Source organism: Streptomyces toxytricini (assembly GCF_014649915.1).
GTDB lineage: Bacteria > Actinomycetota > Actinomycetes > Streptomycetales > Streptomycetaceae > Streptomyces > Streptomyces toxytricini.
The window spans coordinates 25,422-46,284 of the sequence record NZ_BMTY01000014.1; the positions used below are offsets into that span (position 1 = coordinate 25,422).

Below are 20,863 nucleotides of genomic sequence, written 5' to 3' on the forward strand. Positions count from 1 at the left end.
CGCGCACCGCCGGGATCAGACGCCCGGTGCGGGCAGCAGGCGTACCGGGCCCTCCGGGGCGGGCTTGCCGGCCGGCTGCGGCGCGGGCTTCGGCAGCGGCTGCGGTGCGGGCGCCGCACCCGCGCCCTCGGCGCCGGCACCCGCCGGCGGCGGCACGGGCAGCGTCGGGGAGGGCGTCGGGCGCGGCGTCGCCAGGGCCGTCCAACCGTAGGGGCAGACCAGCGTGTCCAGGGCGACGGGCAGGGTGTACGTGCAGCTCGTCTCGTACACGTCGCCGCCCCGAGTGATCACCTTCACGTACACCTGCGGGCCGACCGCCGGTACGCCGAGCGAGATCGACGCCGCGCAGGCGTTCCGCGGGAAGCCCGGGTTGTCGCGGGTCGAGAGGTCCCGCCACACGTACGGCGCGTACAGGCTGCTGCGGTAGCCGACGAAGGCCCGGTCGTGGTTGAGGGCGACGCTGAACTCGCCGTCCGGGGTGTAGGAGACGGTGTCGATCTCGACGCACGGCCCGTCGTGGCCGCGGTCGCCCTTCGGCCCCTTCTCGCCCCGTTCGCCCCTCTCGCCCTTGTCGCCCTTCGGGCCCTTGGGTCCGGGCTCGCCGCGCTCGCCCTTCTCCCCGCGCTCGCCCTTGGGGCCGCGGTCGCCCTTCTCGCCCTTGGTCGTCTTGGGCTTCTTGCTGGTCTTCTTGCTCTCCTTGCCGTCGTCCTTGTCGTCCTCGTCCTTGTCGTCCCGGTCCGCGGCCCCGGCCGCCGGCTTGGCGGCCTCGGGTCCGGGGACCGGCGCGGCGACCGCTCCTCCGCCGCGGTCCGTCTCGCCGGCCCCCGGGACCGGCCCCGTCGCCACGGCCGGCGAGGCCAGCCCCGCCAACACGACGGCGGCCGGGAGGGCGAAGGCCCGCATGCCCCAGGTGCGCCTGGTCGCCCGCTGTACAGAACGCATAGCTCTGCTCCTCTTCCGTACGTCTCCGTACGGGTGTGCCTCGTACGAACAGTCGTGGGATCCGGCCGGAACCAGTTGGAGCTTCTCCCGCTTTCGGTGAACCGGGAGCCGACGCGGCGGCAAGTCGCGGTCATCTCATCGGATCGGCCTACAGGGGCTCAGCGCTCGCGGGACGCCGGGGCGGCCGGCGTCGGCGCGTCTTCGGGGGACGGCGCCGTCACGGACAGCGGGGTGGCGATGTCCTCCAGGGAGCGGCCCTCCGCGGGTACGGCGAAGAAGGCCGCGACCAGGCCGGCGGCCGTCATCAGCGCGGCGCCGACGCAGAAGGCGAGCGCCGTCTCGCCGGGGACGCCGCTGGACGTGAGGTCGGCGAAGACGAGCGGCCCGGCGATGCCGCCGGCCGCCGTGCCGACCGCGTAGAAGAACGCGATGGCCATGGCCCGCGTCTCCATCGGAAAGATCTCGCTGACCGTCAGGTACGCCGAACTGGCGCCTGCCGAGGCGAAGAAGAGCACCACGCACCAGCACGCCGTCAGCGTCACCGCCGACAGCCGGCCCGTTCCGAAGAGCCATGCCGTGGCGAAGAGGAGCAGCCCGGAGACGACGTACGTCCCGGCGATCATGGGACGGCGCCCGACCGTGTCGAAGGAGCGGGCGAGCAGCAGCGGCCCGAGGAAGTTGCCGAGCGCGATGACGGCGAAGTAGTAGCCGGTGGAGCCGCTCGGCACGTCGAAGAACCGCACGAGGATGGTGCCGAAGCCGAACGTGATCGCGTTGTACAGGAAGGCCTGCCCGACGAACAGAGAGAAGCCGAGCACCGCCCGCTTGGGGTACGTGCGCACGAGGGTGCCCGCGATCTCCCCGAAGCCGGTGCTGCGCCGCTGCCGCACCGTCATCGCCCGCCCGGGCTCCGGGAGGGGCCGGCCCCCGTGCTCGGCCGCGACCTGCGCCTCGACGTCGTCCACGAGGCGCTCGGCCTCCTCCGCCCGACCGTGGATCAGCATCCAGCGGGGGCTCTCCGGGACGTGCCGCCGGACGAGGAGCACGGCGAAGCCCAGGACCACCCCGAGGGCGAAGGCGAGCCGCCAGCCGACGTCCAGGGCGAACAGCGACGTGTCCAGGACGACGACCGACAGGAGCGAGCCGGCGACCGCGCCGAGCCAGAAGCTGCCGTTGATGACGAGGTCCACGCGGCCGCGGTACTTGCTCGGGATGAGCTCGTCCACGGCCGAGTTGATGGCGGCGTACTCGCCGCCGATGCCGAAGCCGGTCAGGAAGCGGAAGAGGAAGAACCACCAGGACGAGAACGACAGCGCCGTCATCGCAGTGGCACCGAGGTACACCGCCAGGGTGATGAGGAAGAGCTTCTTGCGTCCGAACAGGTCGGTGAGCCGGCCGAAGAAGAGGGCGCCGGCGCAGGCGCCGGCCACGTAGAGCGCGGCCGCCAGACCGGTGACCTGGGCGTCGGTGACGGGCAGCCCGCTGCCCTCCTCGGAGAGGCGGCCGGCGATCGCGCCGACGACCGTCACCTCCAAGCCGTCGAGGATCCACACCGTCCCGAGGCCGATCACGATCATCCAGTGCCAGCGGGACCAGGGGAGCCGGTCGAGGCGCGCCGGCACCCGGGTGGTGATCGTCCTGTACTGCCGCTGCGCGGATCCTGCCATGGGTCCTCCGTCCGCCGAGCCGTGACACCCCGTCACGACCTCGCCGCATGCCCCGCTTCCCCACCCCGAAACGGCCCCCACGGGCGCCGGCCGCCCATGGGAGCGGTCCGTGCCGGGCCGGCGTCCTAGGAGGCCGTGCCCTCGGCGGAGAGCAGGGCCGGCTTGAGGCAGTTGCACCCCACCACGTCGGCCTTCCCCTGCGGCGGCACCTCGAAGGTGACCGTCATGCTGTGCCGTACCGTCGCCTTCCGCCAGTACGCGGAGCCGCCGCCGAGGAGCGCGTTGCGCGGGTCGTCCTTCCCGAACTTGAACCTCCATGACGTACCCCCGCCGGACTTGCCCTGCCAGTGGTCGGTCCGGACGAACGAGCAGGTCACCAGCGACTTGCCGTTCGCCAGCCGCAGCACCGGCAGGGCGGGGCCGGTCACCTCCAGCCCGTAGCTGCGCCGTACGCCGCCCAGCTCGTCCTCCGGGTGGTTGTAGTCGCGTACCACGTCGGAGGTGAGCTTGCCGGGCGCGAAGTGCTCGCTGTCCGGGTCGCCGTTCGGGGCGGTGAAGGAGAGGTGGTCCGCGTAGCGTCCGCACACGCGCCGGTCCTCCTCCGCGCCCGGCACCGCCGCGGCGGCGCCGGCGGCGTCCCGGGTGACCTCGGCGACCTCCTCGTCCCGCACCGCGAAGCCGAACCGCTCGTACCCGCGGTCCTCGAACTCGCCCTCCCCGAGCTGCGGGGCCGGCTTGTCGTGCATCCACGTCATCGCGGCCGCCTTCCACTGGCCGCCCGGCTCGGCTTGTGTGAAGTAGGTCGTCATCGCGGCCCGCTCCACCCTCTGGCTGTGGTTCCGGGAGACGACGGCGAACCACCGGGGGTGCGAGGGCCAGTCGCGTTCCGCCGGGATCAGGTACTGCGGACCGGTCTGCGGCGTCGGGGCGGTGCCGCGGTCGGAGGGCACCCCGGCCCGCGCCCGGTACTCCGCGAGCAGCGGATCGGTCGCGACCGAGGCGATGCCCTGCTGCCCTCCGGGCTTGACGAACTGCGACTGCTCCCAGGCGAAGGTGTTGAACACCTTCTCGGCCTGCTCCTTGCCGATCACCAGGGCCGGGGCGGGAGGAGCGGCGGACGGCGAAGACGCGGGCCCGCCCGCCTTCCCGTCCGTCCCCGACGGCACACACCCCGACAACAGGGCGGCGCCGGCCGCGACGCCGCCCACCAGTCCTACCCGCACCCGTCCAGCGCCGCCGAACACCTGACCGACCATTTCCGAACGCCCCCACCCCTCGCTGTCACCGGCACCGCGCCGACGATCATGCGGGCAAGGTAACCCGCGGTGCGCGGGCCGCACCGGGCCGCCCGGACTGTCCGGTTCCTGTATGCCGCCGCGGTGGAAAGCGCCGTACACGGCCCCGGCTACGGGCCGGGGCGGCTCGGGCGGGAGCCGAGGCGCTGGAGGATGCGGCCCGCGAAGCGCGGTCCGGTGAGACGGCCGAGGACCACCAGGGCCTTGTCGGGGGCGCCGGGCACGCACACGGTCCGGCCCCGCTCCAGGTCGCGCAGCGCCGTCCGTACGACCGCGTCCGCACCCGTCCACATCACGCGGGGGATCGAGGAGGTGTCGCGGCCGGAGCGCTCGTGGAGCGCGGTGCGGACGTAGCCCGGGCAGAGCGCCATGACCCGCACGCCCGGACGGGCGATCCGCGCGTCGGCGAGGCTCCGGCTGAAGGCGTTGATCCAGGCCTTGGACGCCCCGTACGTGCTGCGCGGGAAGAACGCCCACAGGGACGAGACGTTGACGATGCCGCCGCGGCCGCGGGCGTTCATGCCGGGCAGGGCGGCGTGGGTCAGCCGCAGCACCGCCTCGCAGTGCACGCGCAGCATCCGCACCTCGTCGGCCGCCGGCACCCGCAGGAAGCCGGCCGGGTGCGCGAACCCGGCGTTGTTCACCAGCAGGTCGAGCGGCTCCGCCGCCGCCCGTTCCGCGACGCGCGCCAAGCCCTCGTCCGAGGCGAGGTCCGCGGCGAGGACGGCGACGCGGACCGCGTGGTCCCGGCGCAGGGCGTCGGCCGTGCGGGCCAGCCGGTCCGGGTCGCGGGCGACCAGCGTCAGGTCGTACCCGGCGGCGGCCAGCTGCTCGGCGAAGGCCGCGCCGATCCCGGAGGTGGCGCCGGTGACGAGGGCGTGGGGCATGGCCCCATGGTCGCAGCCGGCGGGGGAGCGGCCGCAACCGGCACACCTGCCGCCCCTGTCCCGACTGCCACTGGCGGCCCGCACGGGCCGGAGGCTCCGGCGGAGGCGATGCCGAGCGGCGCGCCGGCCCGGCTGCCCACGTGGCGGACTGGCCGCGCCCCGCCCTCAGGCGGGACCGGCCGCCGCGGCGGCGTACCGGACGGGCAGTTCGGCCAGTCCGCGGGCGCGCAGGGACGGGCGCCGGCGCGGCGTTCCCGCGGCTTCGAGGACGGGGAAGCGCTCCAGGAGGGCCGCGAGCGCGATCTCCGTCTCCGCCCGGGCCAGGGGAGCGCCGAGGCAGTAGTGGATGCCGTGGCCCAGGGCGAGGTGCCCGGCGGTGTCGCGGTCGACGTCGAGGACGTCGGGGCGGGAGAAGCGGGCCGGGTCGCGGTTGGCCGCGGAGAGGGACAGCAGGACGGTCTCCCCGGCCGGGACGGTGACCCCGGCGATGGTGACGTCCTCGGTCGGGAAGCGGCGGATCGCGAGCAGCGCGGGCCCCTCGTACCGCGCGAACTCCTCGACGGCTGCGGGGATCCGCGCCGGGTCCTTGCGGAGCAGCTCCAGCTGCGCCGGGTGTTCCAGGAGGGCGTGGACGGCGTTGCCGATGAGCTGGACGGTGTTCTCGTAGCCGGCGAAGAGGATGAGGAAGGCGAGGGACATCAGCTCGTCCTCGCCGAGCCGGTCGCCGTCGGAGTCGCGTACGGCGATCAGGTCGGAGAGGAGGTCGTCGGCAGGGCGGCTCCGCTTGTGGCCGATCAGCTCGGTGAGGAAGCCGAGCATCGAGCCGACCGCCTCCTTCGCGGCGCGGGGCCGGCTGGGATCGGGGGCGATCAGGGTGTCGGTCCAGGCGCGGAAGTCGAGGCGGCGGTCCTCGGGGATGCCGAGCAGGTCGCAGATGACGATCACGGGCAGCGGTGCGGCGTACGCGGCGACGAAGTCGGCCGTACCGGCCGCGCCGAGGGCGTCGAGGAGGCGGTCCGCGGTCGCGCGGATCGGCGCGCGCAACTGCTCGGTGCGGCGCGGGGTGAAGGCACGGCTCACGAGCCTTCGGATGCGGGTGTGGTCGGGCGGATCCATGTTGAGCAGGTTGGCGTCGAGGGCGGGCGGCAGCGACAGCCCGCGGTAGCTCCCCTCGTTGGCGCGGGCCTTGTCCAACGACAGCCGGGGGTCGGCGAGGGCGGCGCGCACGTCGTCGTACCGGGTGACGAGCCAGGCCGGCATGCCGTCGGTACCGGTGATCCGGCAGACGGGTGCGGCGTCCCGCAGCATCTCGTACGCGGAGTAGGGGCGTTCGAGCAGTTCGGCCTGAAGATCCATGGGATCAGCCTAGGTTGTGCAGGGGGAGCTGTCGGCGGGCTTCCCTCCATGCCGCCTCGGCATCCCCTGTGTCATCGAGCGCCGGATCGCGGATTGCGCCGCGCCCGTACGCGTAGACCGCCGGCTCGACGAACCGGAGGCAGAAGCCGGGATCCGGGTCGTGTACGGCGGCCGCCATCAGCGGGGCGAACAACGCCTCGGGGAGCTGAGCGGTTTCGAGGAGCGGCTTGGGTCCCGGAAGGTCAGGGTGCGACAGCGGCGGAGAGGGCGGCGTCGGCCGACGTGTACGTCACCCCGTGGTCCGCCAGGACCTCCGCGACGACGCCGCCGGTCGTGGTGAGGGCCAGGAGGATGTGCTCGTCGCCGATCTCCCGGTCCTTGCGGGCGAGTGCCACGCGGAGGGACTTCTCCAGCACCTTCTTCGCCTCCCGGGAGAAGGCCGTGCGGCCGGACCGCCGGCCGATGCCCTTCCGGTTCCTGGCCAGTGCACCCCGCCCGTGCGCCTCCTCCACCCGGGCCACGATCGCGCCGACGTCGATGCCGAGTCCCTCCAGGGCCTCCGTGTCGGCCCGGGACAGCCCGGCCCGCCGCCGGGCGTCGGCCAGGGCGGCGGCCACCGCGGGCCGGCGCTCCGGCGGGCACAGCTCGCGCAGCGCCGCCGCGGCCCGGGTGTCCTCCCGGTCGAGGAGCGCCAGCAGCAGGTGCTCCTCGGTCACGGTGGTGGCGCCGGTCCGCTCGGCGTACTCGAACGCCCCCTTCACCACGGCGCGTGCGGCCTGCGTGAATCGCTCGAACATCACTGCCTCCCGTACTTCTTGTGGACGGCCTGCCGGCTGACGCCCAGTTCGGTCGCGATCTCCTGCCACGACCACCCCTGGTTGCGCGCACTGCGTACCTGGACGGCTTCCAATTGCTCCAGCAGCCGCCGCAGTGCGGACACGGCCCGCAGTCCCACCCTCGGGTCGCGGTCGCCCGCACGGGCGGCGAGATCGGTCGCATCGGTCATGTTGTCAATTTACGTTGACAAGCTGCGCCCTGTCAACCGTGGTTGACGTAAGGGGGGCGGTGCCTCGAACGCGTGGAGGTCGGCCACGGCGAGCAGCTGCTCCGCGCCGTACGCCTCGAAGGAGGCCGCAGCGCGGAACCCCAGACGCACGGCCGGCGAGACCGCCCGCGCGTTGGCCGCCTGGGTCACGACGAGGACCGGCTGGTCGGGCAGCTCCTCGGCGGCGGCGCGCAAAGCGGCCGAGGCCGCCTCGAAGGCGACCCCCGCACCCCAGTCGGTGCGGCGCAGCACGTAGGACAGCTCCAGCTCCCCTCCGGCCCGGTCGACGTGGCCGGGGAGCTCGGCCGAGCGGCGGTCGAGCACGAGCACGCCCAGACACCGGTCGGTCGACCTGTCGGCGATGACGTAGGCGCCGGGCTTGTCGGCGAAGGCGCCGACCCCGTACGCGGCGAAGTACCCCTCGACGGCGGCGCGCGGCTGCGGGCCCCCGAGGTGGGCGCGGACCTCCGGATCGGTCCGGAGCTCGACGAGGCCGCCGGTGTCGGCGTCGTGCGCCCTCCGCAACCTGAGGCGGCCGGTCAGGATCTGCGGGGCTGAAAGCGTGGGAAGGGGCTTCATGCCGGCGATTGTGCCCGGACCGCCGCCGGGACCGGGGCGGTGCCGGAGCGGAACGGTCGCGGACACGGGCGGGGGCGGGGGCTTCGGGCCCCCGCCCCGGTGGTGTGGTGGTGTCGGGCGGTCAGAGGCGGCCGCCGGTCAGGCGGGACAGCGGGCCGCGGCGGCGGAGGCCCGCGCGGCGGCCCGCCGCGTACGAGACGGCGACGAGCGCGAACGTCCCGCTCGCCGTTCCCGCGGCCGCCGCCTTGCGCGCCCGGACCAGCGTCCACAGCAGGCCGGCCCGGCCGGCGGTGGAGCGGAGGACCTGGGCGGCGGTGGTGGTCTTCTCCGCGATCTGGGAAGGGAGGGCGGTCAGCGTGCCGACGCTGTGCTCCTTCAGTTCGTCACCGGCCTTCGCCGCGGCGCTCGCGGTGCGCCCACGCGTCGTGCCGCCGTTCGAACCGGCGTTGTCGGAAGCGGACTTGGTGGTGGGTTTCCGAGATGCAGTCATGGTGTGCGTCTGGCCGACTTCGCGTTCCTCAAACGTGGTTCCTCCTTCGGCTAGAGAAGGGTGCCCAGCGGGCCCAGGTCCAGGTTGAGGTCCTCCGCCGTCAGGCCGAAGCGGCGGCGCAGCAGCGCCATCCGGTCCTCCAGCAGCATCAGCGTCAGCCCCAGCCGCTCCTCCTGCTCCTCGCTGAGGTCTCCGACCTCCACGCGCCTGAGCGCCTGGCGCTCCATCAGCTGCCGCAGCAGCTCGATGACGGTCAGCACCAGGCGCGCGAGGTCGCGCTCGACGGTGTCCGGGTCGAGTTCGACCCGCTGCTGCCGGCTCACGGCTCCACCTGCTTCCAGGGTGAGGGGACGGCGTCGTCCACGGAGCTGACGAGCGCCTTCAGATCGATGCGTACGAGGTCGACGTCGGCGATGCGCAGCGTCAGGTCGCCGGCCAGGACGACCCCGCCGGCGAGCAGCCGGTCCAGCAGGTCCACCAGGGCGATGCCGCCGTCGTCGCCGGTCACAGGGCCGCTCCCGCCTCCTCGTCGGCGCCGGCCGTGAAGGAGTACGGCACCCAGGGGCCCGTCACCTCCAGCCGCAGGCCGGCGTCCAGGGCATCCGGCGGGGGTACGGCGTCCAGGAACGCCTCGCGGCCCGCGGCCGGCACGAGGTAGGCGGCGTTCAGCACGTGCAGGCCCTCCGCCCTCGACAGCCGGCGGTCCTGCGGCGGGTGCAGGACCGCCGCCGCGGCGTGCCGGGACAGTTCCCGGTGCAGGTCGCGCGCGGTGCGGGCGGCCCGCGTGCGGGAGGCCTCCCGCACGTCGCGGTCCTTCAGCCGCCGCCGAAGGTAGTCCCGCCCGCCGCCCGCCCCCGCCGCGGGCCCGCCGCCCACCGTGCCGCCGCCCGGCGGTTCCGGCGGCTGCCCGGCGTACAGCTTGACGCCCCACTCCTGGGCGCCCGCCAGCCGCACCAGCGCCTCGGCGATCCGCTCGTCCGCCCCCGCCAGCAGCCGCCGTACGCCCTCCTCGCCGCGGCACACGGTCGCCAGCCGCATCGGCACCGTCGTCGTGGCACCGCCCACGGCGGCCACCACCCCGTGGTGCGCCCGGGCCACGGCGGAGAGCCACTCCAGGTCCTCCAGGTGGCCGCGCAGCGGCTCCTCCTCGAAGTGCAGGGCGTCGACCGCCTCGACGACGGCGGCGTGCCGACCCGCGGACACGAGCCGCAGCCCGCCGCCCCCGAGCGGCGGCGGCATGTCCGGCAGCGCGTCCGTCGCGGACGCCTCGATCACGGTGTACACGTAGAACAGGGTGTCCCCGTCCAGGGGACGGTCCTCGGTCACGGCCGCTCCTCCCGCCGGTCCTCCAGTTCGGCGATCCGCCGCCGCAACTCCTCGTTCTCCTGGCCCAGTTCGCTGCGCCGGGCGCGCGAGGACAGCGCCGGATCCTGCTCCCACCAGTCGATCCCCATCTCCTTCGCCCGCTCCACCGAGGCGACGACCAGCCGCAGCTTGATCGTGAGGAGCTCGATGTCGAGGAGGTTGATGCGGATGTCGCCGGCGATGACGACGCCCTTGTCGAGGACGCGTTCGAGGATGTCGGCCAGGTTGGCGCCACCGCCGTCCTCATAGGGCCGGGGCATCCCGGAGGGGAACGTCATGAGCCGGCCCCTTCCCCGCGGTCGGCCCCGCCCCGGAGGGCGAGCGTGCAGGCGTACGCGGCCAGCGTCCGGCGGGCGCGCCGCTCCTGTGCGCCCCACAGGCGTGCCGTCCGCTCGACGGGGCCGCGCGGGTGCTGCTCGGAGACGAGCAGCACGCGGGTGAGGCCGTCCCCGAGCCGGTGGAACGTCACCAGGCTGCGGGACGTTCCACCGGGACCGGCGGTCGCCCAGGCCAGGCGCACCCCCGGCGCCCGGTCCACCACGTGCACCGCGGTGTCGCCCCGGCGTCCCGCTTCGCCGGCGAAGTCAGGACGCCGCGCCCACCACTCGTACGCCTCGTCGACGCCCACCCCGACGTCCACCGACGCCGCCACCCGCAGCGGCCGCCCGCCCGCCCGGGGCCCGTCGCGGGCCGGGCCGCCGCGCCCCGACCGCCCGGCGGCGCACGTCAGCAGCCGGGCGGCGCCCACCTCGACGGCCGCCCGGCGCGGGTCCCGCCCCTCCGTGATGCGGCGGGCCCAGTCCAGCGCCAGGGCGTGCAGCGCGGGGCTGTCGCCGTCCGCGAGGGCGGCCGCGAGGGCCGAGAGCCGGCCGAGCGCCCGCCCGGCCGCCGCGAGCGCCCACTCGGCCCGCGCCGCCGCGTACGCCGCCAGCTCCTCCTTCACCCGGTCGGCCCCGGGGGCGGCGGCGAGCCGGACCGCCAAGGGCTCAGCCATCGTCGCCGCCCCCGTCCGCCCCGCCGTCGCCGTCCGGATCGTCCCCGTCTTCACTGCCGCCACCGTCGTCGCCGCCGGTGAGGGCGGCCAGCCGGTCCCGTACCTCTTCCGTACGGTCGTGCAGCCGGTCGGCGACCGCCCCCAGCTGCCGCTCCACCAGCACCGCCACCGCCGCGGAGCCGACGCCGCGCAGATCCTCGGCGATCCGGGCGCGGATCTCCTCCAGCCCCGGCCTGCCGCCGAGGCTGTCGCGCACGAAGCCGGCCAGCGCCGCCGCGTCGGGGGCCAGCCGCCGCCCCGCCAGCAGGGCGGCGGCCCCGAGCGCCCACTTCGCCTTCCTGGTGCGGCCCAGCACGTAGCCGCCGCCCAGGGCCAGCCCCATCGCCACGCGGTCGTTCATCGCGTTCGCGCACCGTCCTCCAGTCGGGCCAGGAGTTCGTCCTCCCGGCGGTCGAACTCGGCGTCGCCGATCTCGCCCCGCTCGTACGCGGCGACGAGCCGAGCGAGCTCACGCTGCACGACGGCCGGGTCGTGGTACTGCCGCTCCGCCTCCGCCGCCACCTGCCGCAGCACCCACACTGTGCCCCGCACGGGGGCCGCGGGCAGCAGCAGCACCTCGCTCAGCAGTCCCATCGTCAACCCGCTTCCGCGAAGCTGTACGAAGGCAGCGGGCCCGTCAGCTGCACCCGCAGGTGGGCGTGCTCCTCGTGCAGCGCCCGGACCGCGGCGCGGAACTCCTCCTGCCGGTCCCGCTCCACGAGGAAGGACAGATTGGCCAGCCAGCCGTCGCTCTCGGGCCCCCGGCGCAGGCCCGCCGCACACGGTGTCAGAGCGGCCTCGATCAGCTGGGCATCGGCACGCTCCTGCTCGGCGACGGCCCGCGCCACCTGCTCGCCGAAGGCCAGGCGGTCGTCGTGCGTGCCGCCGCCGGCCGCCCGGTTCGCCTCGTGCCGGGCCCGCAGGGCGGCGTCCTCGGACAGCACCTTGTACAGGACGGCCTCCTCCTCGTGCGAGGCCTTCACGTTGAACTCGTCCTTCCCCTCCAGCGTCTCCAGCCGCTCCAGGTAGCTGCCCTCGTGCTCCTCCAGCACCGCGGCGACCGTCTCGTCGTCCGGGGAGACCCCGCCGAACCGGAGCGGCAGGACCGGCCCGCCCGCCCCGGCCCGGATGATCACCCGCTGGTGCGCCAGCAGGTCGCGCCGCTTGGGCCGCAGCTCGGCGGGGGCATCGCTGACCAGGGCGAGGAGGCGGCCGCTGCGCACGGTGCGGACGGGAAGCGCCGGCTCGCCGATGCCCTCCAGGCTGTCGGGGAGCTCCTGGGAGGCACGGGTGATCGCGTACACGTAGGTGCTCATTCCTTCTCCTCCCCGCTGCTGCTGCTGCGGCTGCTGCCGGACCTGCGGCCGGACCGGCTGCTCGTCTTCTTCTCCTCCGCCTCCGAACGGGCCTGCTCGAACGCGTCGGAGATGGTCCGGGCGGCCCCGCTGAGGGCCCCCTTCGCCTTGCCGCGCGCCCCGGACTCGGTCATCTCGCCGACCAGGTCGGGCAGGCCGGGGTTCTTGCGCGGCCCGGATTCCAGGTCGAGGCGGTTGCACGCCTCGGCGAACCTCAGGTAGGTGTCGACGCTGGCGACGACTACACGGACGTCGATCTTCAGGATCTCGATGCCGACCAGGGAGACGCGGACGAACGCGTCGATCACGAGGCCCCGGTCCAGGACCAGCTCCAGGACGTCGTACAGGCCGCTGGAGCCGCCGCCTCCGGAGGCGGCCGGCATGGGTTGTGCGGGGACGACTGTCATTGTTCCGGTTCCCTCTCGTGTGGGAGCGGGCGGCGGACGGACCGCTCAGGTGCGGTCCGCGCGCCCCCGCTCGTAGCGGCGGGTGCGCCGGTACCCCGTCAGGTCTCCGTTCGCGTCGACCTCGACGTCGTACGAGGCCAGCAGGCTCATCGTGTCGGGGATCCGGGCGAGTTCCAGGACCTCGACCGACAGGCGCCAGGAGCCGTCTTCGGTACGGGTGCACGAGCTGACGGCCTCGGCCTGAAGGCCGAGGAGGTCGGCCAGCTGGTCGGCGGCCGCGCGGATCACGCGGGCCGCGGAGAGCGGCTTGCCGTCCGCCGCGTTGTCGGATGTGCGGTTGTCGGTTCTCTCGGCCATGACTTCCTCCCTGCCGCGTATGGCCGCCCGACACACCCTCAAACTCCGTCGCACGCAGCCGGGGACGCGCGGAGCGGAGCACGACGGAAGGGGTGGGCGGAGGAAACCCCTCCGCCCACCCCTTCCCGTGCGCCCCGTCAGGCCGTCAGTCGGTCAGGGCGCCCCGGGCGATGACGTCCGCGTACCAGCGGGCGCTGCTCTTGGGCGTCCGCCGCTGGGTGGGGAAGTCGACGTGGACGATGCCGAACCGCTTGCTGTATCCGTACGCCCACTCGAAGTTGTCCAGGAGGGACCACAGGAAGTAGCCGCGGACGTCGGCGCCCGCCCCGATCGCCCGGTGCACGGCCTCCAGGTGCGCGCGCAGGTAGGCCACCCGCTCCGGGTCCTTCACCTCGCCCGAGGGATCGGCGTAGTCCTCGTACGCCGCACCGTTCTCCGTGATCAGCAGCGGGACGTGGGGGAGTTCGTCGCGCAGCCGCAGCAGCAGCTCGTACAGGCCGGCGGCGTCGACCGGCCAGTCCATGGCCGTGCGCGGCCCGGTGAGGGGGACGAAGCGGACGTGCCGCTCCGCACCGGCCCACGGCGACGGCGAACCCGACGGGGCGGCATCGTCGTCAGCGGTGGTGCGGGCCGCGACCGCGGCGGGGGAGTAGTAGTTGAGGCCCAGCGAGTCGATCGGCTCGGCGGCCGCGGCGCAGTCGCCGTCCTTCACGAAGGACCAGTCCGTGACGTCGGCGGTGTCGCGGACGAGGTCGTCCGGGAGGCTCCCCCGGAAGACGGGGTCCAGGAAGATCCGGTTGCCGACGGCGTCGATCCGGCGCACCGCGTCCCGGTCCTGCGGGGTGTCGGTGTGGGGGCGCACCGCGTGCAGGTTGAGGGTCAGCGACACCTCCGCCCCGGCGGGCAGTGCGGCGCGCAGCGCCCGGACGCCGAGGCCGTGCGCCAGGTTCAGGTGGTGGGCGGCGCGCAGCGCGTCGGCCTCGCCGGTGCGGCCCGGGGCGTGGACCCCGCTGCCGTAGCCGAGGAAGGCCGAGCACCAGGGCTCGTTCAGGGTGGTCCAGGTGGCGACGCGGTCGCCGAGCGCATCCGCCGCGAGGGCCGCGTAGTCGGCGAAGCGGTACGCGGTCTCCCGCTCGGGCCAGCCGCCCGCGTCCTCCAGCTCCTGCGGGAGGTCCCAGTGGTAGAGGGTGGCGACGGGCCGGATGCCCGCCTCGCGCAGCCGGTCGGTGAGGCGCCGGTAGAAGTCCAGCCCCTTGCGGGCGGCGGGCCCGCGGCCGGTCGGCTGGACGCGAGGCCAGGCGAGGGAGAAGCGGTAGTCGGTGACGCCGAGGCTCCGCATGAGGGCGACGTCCTCGTCCACGCGGTGGTAGTGGTCGGCGGCGGTGTCGCCGGTGTCGCCGTTGCGGACCTTGCCGGGGGTCCGGCTGAAGGTGTCCCAGATGGACGGGGAGCGGCCGTCCTCGCCCGCGGCGCCCTCGATCTGGTAGGCGGCGGTGGCGGTGCCCCAGCGGAAGGCTTCGGGGAAGCGGAGCATCGTCCCGGTGCGGGGGCGGGCGTCGAGCGCGGTCATGGCGTTGCGTCTCCCGGAGGTGAGAAGTGGGGGTGTGCGGGGATGGCCGGCCCGGCGGCTCAGCCCTTGACGGCGCCCTGCATGATGCCGCCGACGATCTGCCGGCCGAGCAGCCCGAAGACGAGCAGCACGGGCAGGGTGCCGAGCAGGGTGCCGGCCATGATGACGGACTGGTCGTTGACGTAGCCTCCGCCGAGCTGCCGCAGCGCCACCTGCACGGTCGGCTCGGAGGAGGAGAGGGCGACGACGGGCCAGAAGAAGTCGTTCCAGGCGGCCATGAAGGTCAGCAGGCCGAGCACGGCCATGCCGGGCCGGGCGACGGGCACGACGATCGACCAGAAGATCCGCGCGGAGGAGGCGCCGTCGACGCGGGCCGCCTCGATCAGCTCGTCCGGCAGGGACTGGGCGAGGTACTGCCGCATGAAGAACACGCCGAACGCGGAGACCAGGCCCGGCAGGATCACGGCCTGCAGCTGGTTCACCCACTGGAGTTCGGCGATCAGGATGAACAGCGGGATGACGCCCAGCTGCGGCGGGATCATCATCGTGCCGACGGTGACGGCGAGCAGCGCGCCGCGGCCGCGGAAGCGCAGTTTGGCGAACGCGAACCCGGCGAGCGTGGAGCACAGGACCGTGCCGACGGTGATCGACCCCGAGACGATGAACGAGTTGACGAGCGCCCGCCCGATGTCCGCCTCCCGTACGACCGCCTCGAAGTTCCGCATCAGGTGCGGCCCGGGCAGCAGGGACGGAGGGACGCGGGCCAGGTCGGCGTTGGAGCGGCTGGCGGCGACGACCGTCCAGTACAGCGGGAACGCCGAGACGAGCACGGCGAGCACCAGCACCGCATGGGTGAGCCTCCCGCCCTGCATGGTCCGCCCGGCCCCCGAGCGGGCGCGGCGGGCTGCGCCGCGGGATCCGCCCCGGGCGGGCCGGTCGGGGGGCCGGTGGCCGACGGGCGGTTCGGCGAGCGCGGTCATCGGCCGGCCTCCTTGCGGGTGCGGCGGCGCGCGATCAGCGCGTTGGCGCCGACGAGCAGCACGATCAGCAGGAACATCACCCAGGCGACGGCGGCAGCCCGCCCCAGGTGGAAGAAGCCCCAGCCCTGCTCGTACATGTACAGGCCGAGGGTCTGGTACTGGTGGGAGATCCCGCCGGAGAGGGACCCCTCGAACAGCAGCGGCTCCCCGAAGAGCTGCGTCGCCCCGATCGTGGAGACGACGGCCGTGAAGACGATGGTCGGCCGCAGCCCCGGAAGGGTGACGTGGAAGAACTGCCGCCAGCGGGAGGCGCCGTCCATCTCCGCGGCCTCGTACAGCTCGTGCGGGATGGACTGCATGCCCGCCAGGTAGATGAGGGCGTTGTAGCCGGTCCAGCGCCAGATGACGATGGTGGAGACGGCTGCCTGGGAGGCGAAGGTGCCGGACTGCCAGTCCACCGGGTCGGTGCCGACGAGCCCGAGCACGTAGTTGACCAGCCCGAAGTCGCGGCCGTACAGCTGGGAGAAGACGAGCGTGGCGGCGGCCACCGACGTCGCGTACGGCAGCAGCATCGCCGTGCGGAAGAAGGTGCGCCCGCGCAGCCGGTGGTTCAGCAGGTGCGCGAGGCCGAGCGCCATCGCCAGCTGCGGGACGGTCGAGAGGACGCCGATGGTGAAGGTGTTCCGCAGCGAGGTCCAGAAGAACTCGTCGGCGAACAGCGCGGTGTAGTTGCCGAGGCCGCGCCACTGCATGTCGCCGGGGGTCTGGAGCTCCACCCGGTACAGGGACACGTACGCGGTGTAGAGCAGCGGGAAGAGCCCGAACGCGGCGAACAGCGTGAAGAAGGGGGCGATGTAGGCGTACGGGGACGCCCTGCGCCAGGCGCGGCGGGCGCCGGGGGCGCGGCCGGGCAGCGCCGGCGGGGGCGCGGTCCGGGCGGGTGCGGTCAGGGTCACGATGCGGCCCTTCGGGGGAGTCGGGGCGGGTGGTGCGGGCTGGGCGGCCGGGTAAGGAGGGACGGGCGGAGCGGGCCGGAGGCGGCGCGGGGCCGGCGCCGGCCCGCCCCGGGTCTGCCGACGGCGGGGTCTGAGCGGACGGCGCGGTCTCAGCCGACGGTGTTCTGGACGCCCTTCTTCGCGTTCCCCCAGGCCTGCTCGGGCGCCGTGCCCTTGCGCTCGACCTCGCCGAGGGCGTTGGTGATCTGCTGGGCGATGTTCTGGTCGTGGACGCCGAGCACCTGCACCGGAGCCGCCTTCGCCGCCTCGCCGAAGATCCGACCGATCGGCGCACCGGAGAAGTACGGGTCGGTCGCGTCGGCGATCTGCGCGATGGCGCCGGAGGCCGACGGGAAGTTGCCCTGCTTGCGGAAGAGCTTCGCCTGCTGCTCGGGCGCCGTGAGCCAGGCGATCAGCTCGTAGGCCTCCTTCTTGTGCTTGGCCGCGCGCGGCACGGCCAGGTACGAGCCGCCCCAGTTGCCGGCCCCCGCGGGCAGCTTCGCGACGTCCCACTTGCCCCTGCCGGCCTCGCCGGCCTGGCCCTTGATGTAGCCGAGCATCCACGCCGGGCAGGGGAGCGTGGCGAAGGAGCCGGCGGCGAACGCCTGGTTCCACTGGGGCGACCACTGGTCCAGCTTGGCGCTCAGCCCGCTCTGCGCCGCGGACACCGACGCGTCCCATGCCGCCTTCAGGGCCGGGTTCGTGTCCCAGATCAGCGTGCCGGAGGCGTCGTAGTAGCGCTCCTTCTGCTGGCCGATCATGACGGAGTACAGGCTGCCGACGCTGTCGATCCAGGCGCTCTTCGCGGGGGCCTTCGCCTGGTACTGCCGGCCCAGCTCCAGGTACCCCTCCCAGGTCGACCACCGCCGGGCGAGCTCCTCGCGGTCGGTGGGCAGGCCGGCCTGCGCCAGGAGGTCGGTGCGGTAGCACATGGCCTCCGGCCCCACGTCGGTGCCGAGCCCGACGATCCGGCCGTCCTTCCCGGTGGCGGCGGCCCACTTCGCCTCCGGGAAACCGGGCTTGAGGCCCTCGGCGCCGTACGCGCGGAGGTCCTCGAACCGGTCGGCCTGCTGCTGGACCGCGGAGGCGATCCGGCCGACCTCGATGGCCTGGACGTCGGCGAGGCCGCCCCCGCCGGCCAGGCGGGTCTGCAGCGACTTCCAGTAGTCGGCCTCGTCCTCGGTGTCGGTCTGCTTGATGGTCACGCCCGGGTGCAGCTTCTCGTACTCGGCGTAGAGCCCGGCCTCCTCGTAGCCGAAGGAGCCGAAGAGGTCCACGGTGACGGTGACCTTGCCGTCCGCGCCGCCGGCGGCGCCCTCCGGTGAACCGCCGCAGGCGGCGAGCAGCACCGCGGCGAGGGCGGCCGCCCCCAGGCGGGCGGCGGTTCTTCCGGCGGCTCGGGCGTGGGACATGGGGGCCTCCTGGGCTCCTGGATCGGGGGAGAACGCTTCTGAGAGCGCTCTCATCAAGCGAGGGGAGCGTGCCCACGGCGCGTGCCATCCGTCAAGACTCGAAGCCGCAACAGACCGGAATGGACATCAACTTCCGGTCTTGCGCACTCCCTTGACACCCGTCTTTCGGAAGTTCTACGTTTCCGGCCAGTTGAGAGCGCTCTCTTCTACGGTTCCCGGACGCGACCCCGACACCACCTGCGTACGTCCCCGCCAAGACACGAGGTGTTCCCCGCATGCCCGTCCTCCTCCCGCGCCGAGCCGCCCCGCCCGTCCTCGCCGCCGCCCTCGCGGCCGCCGGACTCGGCATCGGCCTCGGACCGGCCGCGGCCCCCGCCGCGGCCGCCACCGTCCCGGTGGGCGCCGGAAGCTACTCCGACACCCGCCCCGCCGGCACCTCCGGCCCCACCACCAACACCGGCACGCCCGTCGCCCCCAAGGTGACCCCCGCGGCCCAGGGCAGACCCGTCCCCACGAACGACTGGTGGTCCTCCCTCGCCTTCCAGCGCTACGGCGACAACCCGTACTCCACCCCCATGTACGGCCACCCCCTCACCTACCAGGCGGCCGCCGGCGGCCTGGACGTCGGCTACCCCACCAGCCCCGCCGTCGTCGGCGACGGCCGCCAGTACGAGTTCGCCCACAAGCGCGACCTGACCATCGGCCTCGCCGGCCTGAACTCGCCCGACACCAAGGCCGACGCCTGGTCCGACTGGACGGTCACCCCCTACTGGTCCGACGGCGCCCGCACCCTGCGCACCACCATCGGCCACGGCAGCCCGTTCGTGTACGCCCAGGGATCCGGCGGCGACGCCCGGATCACCACCGCGTCCGCCCCGGCCGTCTTCGCCGACCAGGGCAACGTCCTCGGCATCACCGTCGCCGGGCACCACTACGCCCTCTTCGCGCCGACCGGCGCCGACTGGAACGTCGACGGGACCGCGATCAGCGCCGCCCTCGGCGGCCGGAACTACTTCTCCGTCGCCGTCCTGCCCTCACCGGACGCGCTCGCCGCCTACCGCAAGTACGCCTTCAGCTTCGTCACCGGCTCCCGCGTCGACTGGAGCACCTCCGACGGCACCGTCCGCGCCACCTACACGCTCTCCACCGAGGCCAAGGAGGGCACCGAGCGCGGCACCCTCCAGGCCCTCTACCGGCACCAGTGGCTGCACACCGCCGACCCCCTCACCCCGTACACGTACGTCTCGCCGCGCGGCACCATGAAGGTCCGCGAGGGCGCCTCCTTCACCACGACCCAGAAGGCGGCCCCCGTGCTGCCCGCCCTGCCGCGCACCGGCGCGGCCGACACCGCCGCGCTCCGCGCCCGCCTGCACGAGGCCGCGAACGCGTCCGACCCGTTCTCCGGGGCCGTGGACACCTACTGGACCGGCAAGGCGCTCGGCAAGCTGGCCCAACTCGTCCCGATAGCCGACCAGATCGGCGAGACCGCCGTCCGCGACAAGCTCCTCGGCCTCCTCAAGGGGCGCCTGCAGGAGTGGTTCACCGCCGGCGGCGCCGGCGAGTTCTCCTACGACCGCACGTGGCGCACCCTGACCGGCTACCCGGCCTCCTACGGCAGCGACACCGAGCTCAACGACCACCACTTCCACTACGGCTACTACGTGTACGCGGCCGCGATCACCGCCCAGTACGACCCCGGCTGGGCCGCCGACTCCGCCTGGGGCGGCATGGTCAAGACCCTGATCCGCGACACCGCCAACCCCTCGCGCACCGACACGGCCTTCCCGTTCCTGCGCGGCTTCGACGTGTACGCCGGCCACAGCTGGGCCTCCGGGCACCAGGGCTTCGCCGCCGGCAACAACCAGGAGTCCTCCTCCGAGTCCACCAACCTCAGCGCCGCCCTCGTGCTGTGGGGCTCGGCCACCGGCGACACCGGCCTGCGCGACCTCGGCTCCTACCTGCTGGCCACCGAGGGCGAGGCGATCGCCCAGTACTGGTTCGACGGCGACGGGCAGGTCTTCCCGGCCTCCTTCGGCCACGACACGGCCGGCATGGTGTGGGGCAGCGGCGCCGCGTACGCCACCTGGTGGACCGCCAACCCGGAGGAGATCCACGGCATCAACGTCCTCCCCGTGACCGGCGGCTCCCTCCACCTCGGCGGACACCAGCAGGCGATCCGCCGCAACATCGCAGAGATGGAGCGGGAGAACGGCGGCCCCGCCGTCGAATGGCGCGACATCCTCTGGGAGTTCCAGGCGCTCGCCGACCCGGCCGCCGCGAAGGCGAAGTGGGACGCCGGCAATGCGGGCTACACCCCTGAGGCGGGCGAGTCCAAGGCGCACACCCAGCACTGGATCACCACCCTGGACGCACTCGGCGCCCCCGACCCGTCGGTGACCGGCTCCATCCCCACCTCGGCGGTCTTCAACCGGAACGGCACCCGCACCTACGCGGCCCACAACCACGGCGCCACCGCCCGCACCGTCACCTTCTCCGACGGCAGGACCCTCACCGTGCCGGCCCGCTCCACCGCCTCCGGCACCGGAACCGGCACGGGCCCCGGCCCCGACCCGGAGCCCTCGACCGGCAACACCTTCCGGCTCCGCTCCGGCGGCGTCCTCACCACCGCCGGCGGCACCGCGGCCGGCAGCGACACCATCCCGTCGGCCGGCGGCGCCAACCACGACGGCACCCCCTACCGGCCGCTCGTCTACGAGGCCAAGGGCGTGAACGGCACGCTCCGGGCGGGCGCCGCCACCGCGTTCCGACTTCCCGTGGACGCCGGCACCGCGGTCGGCCTCGGCCAGCAGGCCCGGATCTCGTACGACCTCACCGGCGACGGCACCTTCGACCGGACGGAGACCTACCACTACTTCGCCACCGACCCCGTCGCCGGCTGGGAGGACTACCGGCAGGCCCGAGGCCTGAAGTCGGCCACCGGAACGCTCGGCGACCTGCGCGGCGGAACGGTCCGCCTGGAGGTGTGGAGCGCCATCGGCAACGCCGACTCCCGGCTCCAGACCGGCACCGACACGGCCGTGGTCGTCATCCCGTACGACTGACACATCCGGCCGCGGCACCGCGGCGGCGGGTGCGGGGTCCTCCCTGCACCCGCCGCCGTCATGCCG

The 20,863-nt window shown here is 74.2% G+C and carries 24 protein-coding genes; 1 reads left to right on the forward strand and 23 read right to left on the reverse strand.

The window, feature by feature from the left end:
• Window positions 1–15 precede the first annotated feature (15 nt).
• The 23 genes from IE170_RS18760 to IE170_RS18870 form a co-directional block, all read right to left on the reverse strand.
• Entirely contained in the window at window positions 16–942 is a 927-nt protein-coding gene (locus IE170_RS18760) for a collagen-like protein (protein WP_189810561.1), read from the reverse strand.
• Between the two features lie 158 nt (window positions 943–1,100).
• Window positions 1,101–2,609: an MFS transporter gene (locus IE170_RS18765; RefSeq protein WP_189810562.1), complete on the reverse strand. Its 1,509-nt coding sequence runs from the start codon at window positions 2,607–2,609 to the stop codon at window positions 1,101–1,103.
• Window positions 2,610–2,734: 125 nt separating this feature from the next.
• Window positions 2,735–3,832 carry a DUF8094 domain-containing protein gene (locus IE170_RS18770; RefSeq protein ID WP_189810563.1) on the reverse strand — a complete coding sequence of 366 codons (1,098 nt, stop codon included), beginning with the start codon at window positions 3,830–3,832 and terminating at the stop codon, window positions 2,735–2,737.
• Between the two features lie 182 nt (window positions 3,833–4,014).
• A complete protein-coding gene (locus IE170_RS18775; RefSeq protein ID WP_189810564.1) occupies window positions 4,015–4,791 on the reverse strand; it encodes an SDR family NAD(P)-dependent oxidoreductase in 777 nt (258 codons plus the stop codon).
• A gap of 165 nt (window positions 4,792–4,956) precedes the next feature.
• A complete protein-coding gene (locus IE170_RS18780; RefSeq protein ID WP_189810565.1) occupies window positions 4,957–6,147 on the reverse strand; it encodes a cytochrome P450 family protein in 1,191 nt (396 codons plus the stop codon).
• A 242-nt stretch (window positions 6,148–6,389) separates the two neighbouring features.
• A complete protein-coding gene (locus IE170_RS18785) occupies window positions 6,390–6,944 on the reverse strand; it encodes a Clp protease N-terminal domain-containing protein (protein WP_189810566.1) in 555 nt (184 codons plus the stop codon).
• Window positions 6,944–7,153, reverse strand: a complete 210-nt coding sequence (locus tag IE170_RS18790) for a helix-turn-helix domain-containing protein (RefSeq protein WP_030315760.1) — start codon at window positions 7,151–7,153, stop codon at window positions 6,944–6,946. The genes IE170_RS18785 and IE170_RS18790 overlap by 1 nt, the downstream gene beginning before the upstream one ends.
• A gap of 9 nt (window positions 7,154–7,162) precedes the next feature.
• Window positions 7,163–7,771, reverse strand: coding sequence for a GNAT family N-acetyltransferase (locus IE170_RS18795; protein WP_189810567.1), 609 nt, complete (start codon window positions 7,769–7,771; stop codon window positions 7,163–7,165).
• Between the two features lie 121 nt (window positions 7,772–7,892).
• Window positions 7,893–8,261, reverse strand: a complete 369-nt coding sequence (locus IE170_RS18800) for a hypothetical protein (RefSeq protein ID WP_189810568.1) — start codon at window positions 8,259–8,261, stop codon at window positions 7,893–7,895.
• Between the two features lie 50 nt (window positions 8,262–8,311).
• Window positions 8,312–8,584 (reverse strand): gas vesicle protein K, encoded by a 273-nt coding sequence (locus IE170_RS18805; RefSeq protein ID WP_189810569.1) that lies wholly within the window; start codon window positions 8,582–8,584, stop codon window positions 8,312–8,314.
• Entirely contained in the window at window positions 8,581–8,769 is a 189-nt protein-coding gene (locus tag IE170_RS18810; protein WP_189810570.1) for a gas vesicle protein, read from the reverse strand. Before IE170_RS18810 ends, IE170_RS18805 begins: the two co-directional genes overlap by 4 nt.
• Window positions 8,766–9,587, reverse strand: coding sequence for a GvpL/GvpF family gas vesicle protein (locus IE170_RS18815; protein ID WP_229884956.1), 822 nt, complete (start codon window positions 9,585–9,587; stop codon window positions 8,766–8,768). Before IE170_RS18815 ends, IE170_RS18810 begins: the two co-directional genes overlap by 4 nt.
• The gene (locus IE170_RS18820; RefSeq protein WP_189810571.1) at window positions 9,584–9,904 is read right to left on the reverse strand and encodes a gas vesicle protein; all 321 of its coding nucleotides are present in this window, start codon (window positions 9,902–9,904) and stop codon (window positions 9,584–9,586) included. The genes IE170_RS18815 and IE170_RS18820 overlap by 4 nt, the downstream gene beginning before the upstream one ends.
• On the reverse strand, window positions 9,901–10,620 hold the full coding sequence (locus tag IE170_RS18825; RefSeq protein ID WP_189810572.1) for an SRPBCC family protein: 720 nt from the start codon (window positions 10,618–10,620) through the stop codon (window positions 9,901–9,903). Before IE170_RS18825 ends, IE170_RS18820 begins: the two co-directional genes overlap by 4 nt.
• The gene (locus tag IE170_RS18830) at window positions 10,613–11,020 is read right to left on the reverse strand and encodes a hypothetical protein (RefSeq protein WP_189810573.1); all 408 of its coding nucleotides are present in this window, start codon (window positions 11,018–11,020) and stop codon (window positions 10,613–10,615) included. The genes IE170_RS18825 and IE170_RS18830 overlap by 8 nt, the downstream gene beginning before the upstream one ends.
• Window positions 11,017–11,253 carry a gas vesicle protein GvpG gene (locus IE170_RS18835; RefSeq protein ID WP_189810574.1) on the reverse strand — a complete coding sequence of 79 codons (237 nt, stop codon included), beginning with the start codon at window positions 11,251–11,253 and terminating at the stop codon, window positions 11,017–11,019. Before IE170_RS18835 ends, IE170_RS18830 begins: the two co-directional genes overlap by 4 nt.
• A gap of 2 nt (window positions 11,254–11,255) precedes the next feature.
• Entirely contained in the window at window positions 11,256–11,975 is a 720-nt protein-coding gene (locus IE170_RS18840) for a GvpL/GvpF family gas vesicle protein (protein ID WP_189810575.1), read from the reverse strand.
• Window positions 11,972–12,421, reverse strand: coding sequence for a gas vesicle structural protein GvpA (locus IE170_RS18845; RefSeq protein WP_189810576.1), 450 nt, complete (start codon window positions 12,419–12,421; stop codon window positions 11,972–11,974). Before IE170_RS18845 ends, IE170_RS18840 begins: the two co-directional genes overlap by 4 nt.
• Window positions 12,422–12,466: 45 nt before the next feature.
• Complete coding sequence (gene gvpO / locus IE170_RS18850) at window positions 12,467–12,778, reverse strand: gas vesicle protein GvpO (RefSeq protein WP_189810577.1); 312 nt, start codon at window positions 12,776–12,778, stop codon at window positions 12,467–12,469.
• Between the two features lie 145 nt (window positions 12,779–12,923).
• Window positions 12,924–14,348: a GH1 family beta-glucosidase gene (locus tag IE170_RS18855; protein WP_189810578.1), complete on the reverse strand. Its 1,425-nt coding sequence runs from the start codon at window positions 14,346–14,348 to the stop codon at window positions 12,924–12,926.
• A 59-nt stretch (window positions 14,349–14,407) separates the two neighbouring features.
• Complete coding sequence (locus tag IE170_RS18860) at window positions 14,408–15,328, reverse strand: carbohydrate ABC transporter permease (protein ID WP_189810579.1); 921 nt, start codon at window positions 15,326–15,328, stop codon at window positions 14,408–14,410.
• A complete protein-coding gene (locus tag IE170_RS18865) occupies window positions 15,325–16,284 on the reverse strand; it encodes a carbohydrate ABC transporter permease (RefSeq protein ID WP_189810580.1) in 960 nt (319 codons plus the stop codon). Before IE170_RS18865 ends, IE170_RS18860 begins: the two co-directional genes overlap by 4 nt.
• Window positions 16,285–16,433: 149 nt before the next feature.
• Window positions 16,434–17,735 (reverse strand): ABC transporter substrate-binding protein, encoded by a 1,302-nt coding sequence (locus IE170_RS18870; protein ID WP_189810581.1) that lies wholly within the window; start codon window positions 17,733–17,735, stop codon window positions 16,434–16,436.
• Between the two features lie 275 nt (window positions 17,736–18,010).
• Between IE170_RS18870 and IE170_RS18875 the strand changes: the two genes are divergently transcribed.
• Complete coding sequence (locus IE170_RS18875; protein WP_189810582.1) at window positions 18,011–20,797, forward strand: glycosyl hydrolase; 2,787 nt, start codon at window positions 18,011–18,013, stop codon at window positions 20,795–20,797.
• Window positions 20,798–20,863 lie beyond the last annotated feature (66 nt).

Coding starts and splice junctions, on each gene's coding strand:
- IE170_RS18760 (WP_189810561.1), bottom strand. CDS start 942: ATGCGTTCTGTACAGCGGGCGACCAGGCGCACCTGGGGCATGCGGGCC.
- IE170_RS18765 (WP_189810562.1), bottom strand. CDS start 2,609: ATGGCAGGATCCGCGCAGCGGCAGTACAGGACGATCACCACCCGGGTG.
- IE170_RS18775 (WP_189810564.1), bottom strand. CDS start 4,791: ATGCCCCACGCCCTCGTCACCGGCGCCACCTCCGGGATCGGCGCGGCC.
- IE170_RS18780 (WP_189810565.1), bottom strand. CDS start 6,147: ATGGATCTTCAGGCCGAACTGCTCGAACGCCCCTACTCCGCGTACGAG.
- IE170_RS18785 (WP_189810566.1), bottom strand. CDS start 6,944: ATGTTCGAGCGATTCACGCAGGCCGCACGCGCCGTGGTGAAGGGGGCG.
- IE170_RS18790 (WP_030315760.1), bottom strand. CDS start 7,153: ATGACCGATGCGACCGATCTCGCCGCCCGTGCGGGCGACCGCGACCCG.
- IE170_RS18795 (WP_189810567.1), bottom strand. CDS start 7,771: ATGAAGCCCCTTCCCACGCTTTCAGCCCCGCAGATCCTGACCGGCCGC.
- IE170_RS18800 (WP_189810568.1), bottom strand. CDS start 8,261: ATGACTGCATCTCGGAAACCCACCACCAAGTCCGCTTCCGACAACGCC.
- IE170_RS18820 (WP_189810571.1), bottom strand. CDS start 9,904: ATGACGTTCCCCTCCGGGATGCCCCGGCCCTATGAGGACGGCGGTGGC.
- IE170_RS18825 (WP_189810572.1), bottom strand. CDS start 10,620: ATGGCTGAGCCCTTGGCGGTCCGGCTCGCCGCCGCCCCCGGGGCCGAC.
- IE170_RS18830 (WP_189810573.1), bottom strand. CDS start 11,020: ATGAACGACCGCGTGGCGATGGGGCTGGCCCTGGGCGGCGGCTACGTG.
- IE170_RS18835 (WP_189810574.1), bottom strand. CDS start 11,253: ATGGGACTGCTGAGCGAGGTGCTGCTGCTGCCCGCGGCCCCCGTGCGG.
- IE170_RS18840 (WP_189810575.1), bottom strand. CDS start 11,975: ATGAGCACCTACGTGTACGCGATCACCCGTGCCTCCCAGGAGCTCCCC.
- IE170_RS18845 (WP_189810576.1), bottom strand. CDS start 12,421: ATGACAGTCGTCCCCGCACAACCCATGCCGGCCGCCTCCGGAGGCGGC.
- gvpO (WP_189810577.1), bottom strand. CDS start 12,778: ATGGCCGAGAGAACCGACAACCGCACATCCGACAACGCGGCGGACGGC.
- IE170_RS18855 (WP_189810578.1), bottom strand. CDS start 14,348: ATGACCGCGCTCGACGCCCGCCCCCGCACCGGGACGATGCTCCGCTTC.
- IE170_RS18860 (WP_189810579.1), bottom strand. CDS start 15,328: ATGACCGCGCTCGCCGAACCGCCCGTCGGCCACCGGCCCCCCGACCGG.
- IE170_RS18870 (WP_189810581.1), bottom strand. CDS start 17,735: ATGTCCCACGCCCGAGCCGCCGGAAGAACCGCCGCCCGCCTGGGGGCG.
- IE170_RS18875 (WP_189810582.1), top strand. CDS start 18,011: ATGCCCGTCCTCCTCCCGCGCCGAGCCGCCCCGCCCGTCCTCGCCGCC.